Below are 8,773 nucleotides of genomic sequence, written 5' to 3'. Positions count from 1 at the left end.
GGTCGCGACGCTCAAGCGCCTGCTGGGCCAGCTCGAAAGCGCCGCCGGCACGCTCTACGGGGCCGACACCGCGCCGGGGTCCTAGCGGGCCTCGAACACCCCGCGCGCGATCGCCCGAGCCAGGGTGTCGGCGGCCGCCGAACCCAGTCGGGCGATCGTCAGCGATCGCGCCGGACCCTCGCCGATCTCTACCGCGCCAGAGGAAAGGGCGAAGACCACGTCGCCGTCGAATGGGGTGTGGACCGGCCGGATCGCCCGCGCCAAGCCGTCCTGGGCCATCATCGCCAGGCGCGTGGCCTCGGCGGTGGTCAGAGCGGCGGTGGTCGCCACCACGGCCAGGGTGGTGTTTTCGCCGGCGTTGAACCGGCCCAGCGCCGCCAGCTTGGTGTCGTCGGGGATCGGCTCGACCGCCTGGACCGACGGATCGGGAGCGCGTCCACCAAATTCGGCGTCGATCTCGAACGGCCAGGCCCAGAACGCCTCGCCGCCGGGCATGTAGACTGAGCCCACCGGATTGACCGCCACCAGCGCCCCGACCACCAGGCCGTCGCCTAGGTCCAGCGAGGCCGAGCCGACGCCGCCCTTGTGCAGCCCGGCCATCGCCCCGCGTCCAGCCCCGACCGAGCCGAGGGCGAAGTCCTCGCCGGCCGCCGCGACGGCGGCCATGCCCAGGGCGCGATAGGGCGGATCGAGGCCCCAGGCCTTGTCGCCGCCGTTGCCCAGGTCGTGCAGCACCGCGCTGGGCACGATCGGGATGGCCGGCAGGTCCGGCACGCGCCGAAGCCCGTGTCCCGTCGCCGACAGGACCGCCGTCACGCCGTCCGCCGCGCCTAGGCCAAACACCGAACCGCCCGACAGGACGACGGCGTGAGCCCGGCTGAAATTGTTTTCTGGCCGCAGCACGTCGCTCTCGCGAATCCCAGGCCCGCCGCCGCGAACGTCCACCGCTCCGACCCAGCCGCCGGGGCAGAGCAGGGCGGTCACGCCGCTGCGCACCGCCTCGTCGGCGGCGTGGCCGACGGTCAGGCCCGGCACGTCGGTGATCAGGTTGCGGGGACCGGGGCGGGGAGGATGGGGCAAGGCGGCGTCTCCAGCGGGCGCGGGCAGCATCGGCCGGATGGCGCGGTGTGGAAAGCGCTCAAAGGCGTCTGGAACTTCGCCCGCGCCTTTGCTAGACAGCACTCCCCTCGTCGAGACGCTCTGGCGTCCGGCCTATTGGAGTGGGGAAGCGACCGGGCCCTCGGGCAGGTCGGCGCCGTGCGGGCGTGGTGGAACTGGTAGACGCGCCGGACTCAAAATCCGGTTCCGAAAGGAGTGCCGGTTCGACCCCGGCCGCCCGCACCAACAATCTTTTGAAATCAGGAACGCTTGCGGCGACGCGGCAGCCGCGTGGCGATCAGCAGGGCGACCGTGGCGGCGCCCAGGGCGGCCAGGGTGGCCCAGTCGACGACGAGGGCGGCGGCCGACAACGACGCCCGCACCGGGCGTCGGGCCGCCGTCGCTATCGCTTCAGATCGCTTGCCCATCGTGAACTCGTCCGTTCGCGCCAGTCCGGGGAGCGCGCGCCGATCGCCGGCGGTTCCGCCAAGGCCTCAGTGCGCCGGATCGAAATCCGGCTTCTGGTCCTTCACATAGGCTTCCCAGCCGGCCCGGTCGTGGAAGTCGAGGCCTTTGTCCCAGGCCGCGCCCATGTAGTAGACGAACGGCTTGCCGGGCTCGACCTTGACCAGGACCAGATAGTTGTCGGCGTCCTGGCGGACCTCGACCAGGGCCTTGGGATCGACCATCAGGGCGATGCCCATCGTGCCCTTCACGGGATCGGTGGGCTCCCAATAGGAAACCCGGCCGGCGCCGAGATCCTTGGTGAGCACCCCGCCCGCGCCCTGGTGGGTTGCCTTGCGCTTGCTGATGCCGATCCCGATAACCAGAGGCCCGGGCTTGTCGGAGCTGATCGTCGAGACCATCCGCGTGAAGTTGGTGCCCAGCGGCAGGGTGAAGGTGCGGGTCTCCCAGACCTTGCGGTCAACATCGACCGGCCACGGGGCGTAGGTAACCTTGAACTGCGCGACGTCGCCGCCGGTCTTGAGGATCTCGTAGGACTTCCAGTTGCGCGAGGTCCACAGCTTGTTGTCCTGCCAGACGCCCAGGCCGCCGGCCCCCCGGAAGGTGTTGACGTCGTAGAAGTCCAGCCCCTCGCCGTGGAAGTCGTGCTGCTTTCCGGTCTTCAGCTGGCGCTCCATGAACGGCCAGCGCACCAGCTTGCCCCAGGCGTCCATGCCGGAGGTCGAGGGCGGTTCGAAGGCCTGCAGGGCGGGGCCATAGATCCGGTGGGCGGTCCGGTCGTTCTCCCAGAGGATGTCGTCGTAGCGATAGGGCGCGTAGGCGACGATGGCGCGGGACTTCTGGCCCTCGGCGTCGGGCTTGGTCAGCACCGGTTCGACCAGCGGCGGGAGGACGGGGGCGGCCTGGGCGCGCGCCGGGCCGGACAGGGCCAGAGCGGGCAGTGACAGGCTCGCGGCGACTGCGAGAGACAGGATCAGCTTGGACATCAGGGGGCTCGCTCTAGATCTCTGTGCGCCGAGCCAGCTCGCGTCGCTGCTCGGCCATTTTCTGGCGGGTCTGCTGGAGGGCGTCGAGTTCGGTCACGGCCAGCAGGTCGTCGATCACCTGGGCCAGGTGGGCGTGGATCGCCTGGCGGGCGGTCTTGGGATCGCGCTGGCGCAGGGCGGCGATGATCTGGCGGTGTTCCTCGACGAAGTCGCCGCCGCCATGGGCGCGGGCCCGCCGCAGCATGGCCACGCAGGCGGGCGACTGCTGGCGCAGGGTCCACAGGTCCTCGACGCCGGCCTCGATCGCGGCGTTGCCGGTGGCGCGGGCGATGGCCAGATGGAACTCCTGCTCCAGCCGCTCGACCTCGTCGGGGGCGAAGCTGCGGGCCATCTGGCCGACGATCTGGTCCAGCGAGGCCAGGTTCTCGTCGGTGACGGTGGCCGCCGACAGGGCGCAGGCCTCGCCTTCGAACAGACGTCGCGCCTCGGTCAGCTCCAGGGCGCCGACCTCGACCTCGGCCGGATCGTCGGCCCCGGGGGCGGCCACGGCGTTGACATAGACTCCGGACCCCTGGCGCGCCTCGACCAGGCCCTGGAACTCCAGGGCGATCATGGCGTCGCGAACGGTCGGACGACTTACCCCGAAGTCATCGGCCAGTTCGCGTTCGGACGGCAGCTTGTCGCCGGGGCCGTAGCGGCCGTCGTTGATCGACGTGGCGATCGCTCGGGCGATCTGCTGGTACAGCTTCTGGGGATCTGAGGCGCCGGTGGTCATGTCGATYATCCTAGCGGGGACGGGCGGCGGGGCAAACGACGTCACCGTCCGCCGCCGGCGGGCAGCCTGGACACCTCGCTGGCGGCCAGCAGGAACGCGCCGACGCCGTAGAGCTGGGTGTCGTCGGGCCCCACTTGATCGGGCGCGGCGCCCACCCGCTGCACCCAGCCCAGCTTGCCGTCCGGCTCGACCGCGGCGGCCAGGGCGGTCCAGCCCTTGTCGATCGCCGGGCGATACTGGGCGGCGGGCAGCAGGCCGTGGTTCACGCCCCAGGCCAGGCCGTAGACGAAGAAGCCGGTGCCACTGGTCTCGGGCGTCTTCTGCGGCTCCAGCAGGGACACCGGCCAATAGCCTTGCTCGCCCTGCAGGGTGACGATCTTGGCCGCCATCTGCTGGAACAGCGCCTCGTAGCGCGGTCGGCTGGGGTGGTCTTTGGGCAGGTCCTGCAGGATGCGGGCGATCCCGGCGAAGGCCCAGCCGTTGCCTCGGCCCCAGAAGATCTTGGCGCCGGCCTCGCTGCGCCGGGCGATGAACCTGCTGTCGCGGAAATAGAGGTGGTCGGTCTTGTCGTAGAGCAGGTCGGTGGTCGCCCAGAATTCGCTGTCGGCATGGGCTAGGTAGCGCGGATCCCGGGTCTCCTTGGACAGGGCGATCCAGGCGGGCGGGGCCATGAAGATGGCGTCGCTCCAGCACCAGCGCACCTGGCAATAGGGATCCCCGCCTTGGGGCGGCTTGGCCTCGAAGCCGAGATCGACGTGCGAGGGATCGGCCAGCACCGCGTCGAAGCGGGCGCGGGTCGGAGCCAACTTCGTCGCGTCGTGGGTGTGAGCGGCGGACCAAATCCAGACGGCGCCGGTCGCGTCGGCGTCGGCGTGGCGCGGACGTTTGTCGAAGCCCCAGCCCTCGGCCTGGCCGTGGGCCACGATCGCGTCGGCGTATTTGGAATCCTTCTGGGCGTCGGCGAAGGCGGTCAGACCGATGTAGAACGCCGCCTGGATCCAGTCGCGCGGCGCCTCGGTATCGCGCCGGAACTGCGAGGCGGGCACGTAGTCGAAATTGTCCATGTGGCTCAGTTGCCAGTCGGCCACGTGGGCGCCGACCGCCAGGACGGCCGCATGGGCCGGCGCGCTGGCGCTGGCCTTGGCGGGGGACTTGGCCGGCGTCGCCGCGCAGGCCGGCAGCGACCCCAGCAGGGCGGCGGTGGCCAGAAGCGTTCCGGTCAGGCGTCGCAACATCATCTCGTCTCCCTAGTCGTTCTTGTTCTTGTCTTCGAGCACCGACCGGGCCCTAGCGCAGGTCGGCCAGGGTCAGGTGGTCCATGTCGTCGAAGTCCAGGTTCTCGCCGCCCATCGACCAGACGAAGCGATAGTCAGCCGTGCCGACTCCGCTGTGCATCGACCAACTGGGCGAGAACACAGCTTCGCCATCGTCCATGAACACGGTCCTGGGATTCGACGGCTCACCCATGATGTGCATCACCCGGGCGGGTGCGGCGTCGAAATACATGTAGATCTCGCTGCGCCGTCCGTGGGTGTGCGGCGGCATGGTGTTCCAGACATTGCCGGGCTCCAGCTCGGTGAAGCCCATGACCAGCTGGCAGGTCTCGACCAGGCCGGGACGGATGCTCTGGCGGATGACGCGGCGGTTGGCGGTCTTCTGGTCGCCGGCCTGGATCACCCGGGCCTCGTCCTTGCGCACCACGCGGCTGGGGTGGGCGGCGTGGGCCGGATAGCTGACGAAGTAGAACCTGGCAGGCGCGTCGATCGACACGCTGGCGAAGGTCACGGTCTGGACCCCGCGGCCGACATAGAGGCTGTCCAGATTGTCCAGCGCGTGGCGGGCGCCGTCCAGCTCGATCCAGCCAGGGCCGCCTATGTTGGTCACGCCCAGTTCGCGGCGTTCGCAGAAATAGCCCGAGGCCAGGCGGCGATCGGTGGGCAGGAGCAGGGGGGCGGCCATGGGCGCGACCGAACCCACCACGGCGCGATCGACCTCGACATAGGTCATCGACACCTGTCCCGGCTGGAACAGGTCGTCGATCACGAAGGTGTCGCGGATGTCCTGAGCCGTCATCCTGGCCAGGCCTTCCCGATCGGTGCTGGGGCGGAGCTTCATTCCGGCTTCGCTCATCGTTCGGCGTTCGCGCTTGGTGGCTTGCGGATCATTCGCCCCTCATCTCGTGACCAGTCTGGCATTACCAATTTGCCACCCGGCCGCAAGGCTAAATGACCATATTCCGTGACTGCGCGCAAAGGCATCGTTGCCGTCACGCCGGCCTGAGCCGGTGAGGTCGCGCAATTTCAGTAGTTAGGGCGAAATGACAACGATGTCGCTACCTACTTGACAATTACCCTGACCACTGGCCATTTTTGGCCTTACCAAATTAGGCGCTCTTAATTGACCGGATCAACCGGCCAGCGCCATGCGAGGAGCGAGGGGAAGATCATGAAAACCATTCAACGCGCCCTGTTGGCGTCCACGGCCATGTTCGCGGCGATCGCCGCGTGCGGCGTCGCCCACGCCCAGTCCGCCGGTTCGGATCCGTCGGTCCAACTGGAAGAGATCATCGTCACCTCGACCAAGCGCGCCGAGCGCCTGCAGGACGTGCCGGTGTCGGTGACCGCTCTGACCCAGGACGTGATCGACCGCAACAATGTCCGCGAACTGGGCGACGTGGTGAAGCTGTCGCCTTCGATATCGATCGACTACGGCTCGCAACCGGGCAATTTCAGCATCAAGATGCGCGGCATCGGCACCTTCTCGAACGGCATCGCCGTCGAGTCCGACGTCGCCGTGGTCATCGACGACGTGCCGATCGGCTTCCAGGCCGCCGCCTTCAAGGACCTGATCGATGTCGAGCGCGTGGAAGTGCTCCGCGGTCCGCAAAGCACCCTGTTCGGCAAGAGCGCGATCGCCGGGGTGCTGAACATCGTCACCTCCGCGCCCTCCAGCACGTTCGGCGGCAAGGCTACGCTGCTGACCACCGACGACGGCGAAAAGCGCGCCGGCTTCACGGTCACCGGCCCGATCAATGACGACATCCGCGTCCGCCTGACCGTCGCCAATAGCGACTACGACGGCAACCTCAAGAACCTGACCACCGGCAAGAACGTCAACGGCAGCTCGGGTCTGACCGCGACCGCCAAGATCGAGTGGACGCCCACCGAGAACCTCAAGCTCAGCCTGGCGCCGCGGTTCAACCACAACGTCTCAAGCTGCTGCGCCAGCGCGATCACCGAGCTGACCCCGGGCCTCAACTACCAAGGCGAGCCGGGCTTCCCAGCCACCACCACCCTGCGCGGGATCACCATCGACAAGAACAACCACTTTGTCCGGGCCGACGACCGGATCGGCGGAGGCAATTCCGAGGTGTTCGGCGGCACGGCCCGCCTGGACTACAACTTCGGCGAGGGCTCGGTCCTGAAGGGCCACAGCTTCTCGTCGATCACCTCGCAGGACCGCTGGAAGATGACCGACTTCCAGGACATCGACGGCACCGACGTGCCGTTCCTGCTGGGCTTCCCCGTCGCCAGCCCGTCGGGCATCAACAGCGGCGCGGTGATCAATGGCTACTTCCACGCCAAGTCGGTGACCCAGGAGTTCCGTCTGACCTCGCCGGGCGACACCCGCCTGCGCTACGTGGCTGGCCTCTGGTACGCCCGCAACGAGCTGGATCGCTACCTGAACCGCGGTCCGGTGCTGCAATTGGCCCGCTACCTGGCCGAAAGCACCAACGAGAACTACTCTGCCTTCGCCAACGCCACCTTCGACGTGACCGACAAGCTCAGTCTGACGGGCGGGGCGCGGATCAACCGCCAGAAGATCGACTACCAATTCCACAAGACGATCTTCGCCAGCACCACGCCGGGCGCGGCCACCACGATCCAGGAATTCAGCGGGGCGAATGACGACGACGCGGTGACCGGCAAGGTCGGGGTCCAGTACAAGTGGACGCCGGACATCATGACCTACGCCACCTATTCGACCGGCTACAAGGGTCAGGCCTATGACCTGGTCAGCACTTTCGACGCCAAGATCGCGGCGAACATGCCCGTGCCGCCCGAGACGGCAAAGAACTACGAGCTGGGCTTCAAGAGCAGCCTGCTGGACCGTCGGGTGTACTTCAACGCCACCCTGTTCAACGCCGACTATCACGGCTTCCAGACCTCGGTGACGTCGTTCCTGCCGGACGGCACCTTCCTGACCTTCCTCAACAGTGTGGGTCACCTGCGCACCCGGGGCCTGGAACTGGACGGCGTGGCGCGCATCACCTCGAACTTCCGCCTGAACGGGGCCTTCGCCTACACCGACGCCACGGTGATCGATTTCCCCAACGGTCCCTGCTACTCGGGCCAGCCGACGCTCGCGGGCTCGCCGCTGCCCGTCGGCGAGGTGGGCGCCCCCGGCACCTGTTACACCCAACTCCAGCCCATCGTGGCCGGCAAGCCGCAGACCACCAGCGGCCGTCAGCAGAACCTGCACGGCGCGCGCCTGAACAACGTGCCCAAGTACAAGTTCAGCCTCGGCGGCCAGTACGACATCGATCTGCCGGACAACGTGCCGTTCAAGGGCTTTATCGGCGCCACCGTCCGCTGGCAGGACGACATCAACTTCGCCCTCAGCCAGGACCCGCGCACGATCCAGAAGGCCTACGGCATCGCCGACCTGACTGTCGGCATCGCCGACCGCGACGGCAAGTACAAGCTGACCGCCTTCGCCAACAACCTGTTCGACAAGCGCTACGCCCAGGGTCTGGGCAACGGCACCTCGGGCTACAGCAACCCGGCCATTCCGACGGCTGCGGGCAAGACCTGGTTCCCGGGCCGCGACGCCTTCCGCTACTTCGGCGCCCGCCTGGACGTGAACTTCTAGAGCCTCCTCGTTCATCCCCCCACTGTTGGCCGGTCCTGCTCGCGGGATCGGCCAATTTTTTTGCGCGACGCGACTTTGGCGCGCGTCACGGGGCGGGCCGCCTGTGCTATTGCCCGCGCTCTTGCTGGCGAACATCCGCCCGAACGAGTGCGATCCGAATGCCCGACGCCGCCGACGATCTCGAGCCCACCGACCCGACGCCGTCCGAGATCCCGGAAGAAACACCGGATGCCGCAACCGCCGGGCCGAGCACGGCGGATGTGCTGGAAGCGGCGACGCCCAAGCGCAAGGCTGCTAAACCTCGGGTCAGGTCCAGAGCGAAGGCCAAGCCCGCCGCACCGGTCGAAGCCGTCGAGGCGGAGGTCGTCGAAGCGCCTGAGGCGGGGCCCGCCGCCGAGATCGCCGGCTTCGCGGCTGTGATCGAAGTCCCTGAAGCCCCGGAAGCGCCGGAAGCGCCGGCCGAAGCGGTCGAGGCCGAGGTCGTCGAAACGCCCACGCCGGAAGCGGCCGAACCGCCGCCTCCGCCGCCCGCGAGGCCGCCGATCTGGAAGCGCAGGCCCTGGCAGATCGGCGTGGC

At 68.4% G+C, this 8,773-nt stretch carries 7 protein-coding genes, 1 tRNA gene and 1 pseudogene; 3 read left to right on the top strand and 6 right to left on the bottom strand.

Annotation, left to right across the window (positions count from 1 at the left end; genetic code table 11):
- Positions 1-81: 81 nt before the first annotated feature.
- Entirely contained in the window at positions 82-1,080 is a 999-nt protein-coding gene (locus AC1DZ6_RS12560; RefSeq protein WP_477097508.1) for a P1 family peptidase, read from the bottom strand.
- A gap of 179 nt (positions 1,081-1,259) precedes the next feature.
- Here AC1DZ6_RS12560 and AC1DZ6_RS12555 point away from each other — a divergent pair.
- A tRNA-Leu gene (locus AC1DZ6_RS12555) sits at positions 1,260-1,344 on the top strand.
- 14 nt (positions 1,345-1,358) lie between these two features.
- On the opposite strand, the gene AC1DZ6_RS12550 is transcribed toward AC1DZ6_RS12555, so the two are convergent.
- From AC1DZ6_RS12550 to kduI, 5 genes are all read right to left on the bottom strand, one after another.
- Positions 1,359-1,526, bottom strand: coding sequence for a hypothetical protein (locus tag AC1DZ6_RS12550; protein WP_477097507.1), 168 nt, complete (start codon positions 1,524-1,526; stop codon positions 1,359-1,361).
- 66 nt (positions 1,527-1,592) lie between these two features.
- Complete coding sequence (locus AC1DZ6_RS12545; protein WP_477097506.1) at positions 1,593-2,549, bottom strand: DUF4861 family protein; 957 nt, start codon at positions 2,547-2,549, stop codon at positions 1,593-1,595.
- Between the two features lie 13 nt (positions 2,550-2,562).
- Positions 2,563-3,324 (bottom strand): FadR/GntR family transcriptional regulator, encoded by a 762-nt coding sequence (locus AC1DZ6_RS12540; protein ID WP_477097505.1) that lies wholly within the window; start codon positions 3,322-3,324, stop codon positions 2,563-2,565.
- A gap of 41 nt (positions 3,325-3,365) precedes the next feature.
- Entirely contained in the window at positions 3,366-4,562 is a 1,197-nt protein-coding gene (locus tag AC1DZ6_RS12535; protein ID WP_477097504.1) for a glycoside hydrolase family 88/105 protein, read from the bottom strand.
- Positions 4,563-4,611: 49 nt separating this feature from the next.
- A complete protein-coding gene (kduI, locus tag AC1DZ6_RS12530) occupies positions 4,612-5,454 on the bottom strand; it encodes a 5-dehydro-4-deoxy-D-glucuronate isomerase (RefSeq protein WP_477097503.1) in 843 nt (280 codons plus the stop codon).
- Between the two features lie 315 nt (positions 5,455-5,769).
- On the opposite strand from kduI, the gene AC1DZ6_RS12525 reads away from it, so the two are divergent.
- The gene (locus tag AC1DZ6_RS12525) at positions 5,770-8,196 is read left to right on the top strand and encodes a TonB-dependent receptor (RefSeq protein WP_477097502.1); all 2,427 of its coding nucleotides are present in this window, start codon (positions 5,770-5,772) and stop codon (positions 8,194-8,196) included.
- A 158-nt stretch (positions 8,197-8,354) separates the two neighbouring features.
- A pseudogene (locus AC1DZ6_RS12520) lies at positions 8,355-8,773 on the top strand (hypothetical protein); the annotation flags it as partial.

This window comes from Caulobacter sp. P1_B12_2, from assembly GCF_056406675.1.
The sequence above is the reverse complement of the archived record's forward strand: the minus strand, read 5'-3'. Positions and strand labels throughout refer to the sequence as shown.

What these genes read in the sequence shown, in the direction of transcription:
- AC1DZ6_RS12550 (WP_477097507.1), bottom strand. Translation starts at nt 1,526, where the DNA reads ATGGGCAAGCGATCTGAAGCGATAGCGACGGCGGCCCGACGCCCGGTG.
- AC1DZ6_RS12545 (WP_477097506.1), bottom strand. Translation starts at nt 2,549, where the DNA reads ATGTCCAAGCTGATCCTGTCTCTCGCAGTCGCCGCGAGCCTGTCACTG.
- AC1DZ6_RS12540 (WP_477097505.1), bottom strand. Translation starts at nt 3,324, where the DNA reads ATGACCACCGGCGCCTCAGATCCCCAGAAGCTGTACCAGCAGATCGCC.
- AC1DZ6_RS12525 (WP_477097502.1), top strand. Translation starts at nt 5,770, where the DNA reads ATGAAAACCATTCAACGCGCCCTGTTGGCGTCCACGGCCATGTTCGCG.
- AC1DZ6_RS12535 (WP_477097504.1), bottom strand. Translation starts at nt 4,562, where the DNA reads ATGATGTTGCGACGCCTGACCGGAACGCTTCTGGCCACCGCCGCCCTG.
- kduI (WP_477097503.1), bottom strand. Translation starts at nt 5,454, where the DNA reads ATGAGCGAAGCCGGAATGAAGCTCCGCCCCAGCACCGATCGGGAAGGC.